At 62.2% G+C, this 498-nt stretch carries 1 protein-coding gene; it reads right to left on the reverse strand.

The window, feature by feature from the left end; all coding sequences use genetic code 11:
- Positions 1 to 478: UvrD-helicase domain-containing protein (locus AACY52_RS30360; protein WP_339561389.1), on the reverse strand; the 478-nt coding region annotated here is incomplete at its 3' end.
- Positions 479 to 498 lie beyond the last annotated feature (20 nt).

A 498-nucleotide genomic window follows, 5' to 3' on the forward strand; every position in this document is an offset into this window, starting at 1 on the left:
GCTTGCGCAGATTATCGACGATCCGGTGGATGAGACTGACTGTCTCGTTTGGGCTGTAGAGCACCATCTCGGCGATGAGGCCGCCCTCTGCACCGGAGAGCCGTTGGCGCAGCCACGCATCGACGATCTCGATGAAGGCGAGGTCGGCCTGGTTGCGATCCATGACACTCGCGCCGGGATCGATATCGGCCTCGACCGGATAGGGTTTGATCAAGCGCTGGCAAAAGCCGTGAATGGTCGAGCAGGTGATCTCATCGATATGCGCGGCAGCCTCAGCCAGATGCGCCTTGTGCTGTTCGGAGAGCCCATAGGGGAACGCGATCTTGAGTTCGGTCGGGATCGCTCCGACAACAAGCTCGACGACGAAATCGCGGACGCGCACGAGAAGCTCGCTCGCGGCCAGTTCGGTGAACGTCACCGCCGCGATCGATTTGGGCACAGCGCCTTGCGCCAGCATGGCCGCGATCCGGCCTGCCATGACGGCAGTCTTGCCCGATC

The sequence above is a fragment of the Pseudomonas sp. EA_65y_Pfl1_P113 genome (assembly GCF_963970525.1).
Lineage (GTDB): Bacteria > Pseudomonadota > Gammaproteobacteria > Pseudomonadales > Pseudomonadaceae > Aquipseudomonas > Aquipseudomonas tritici.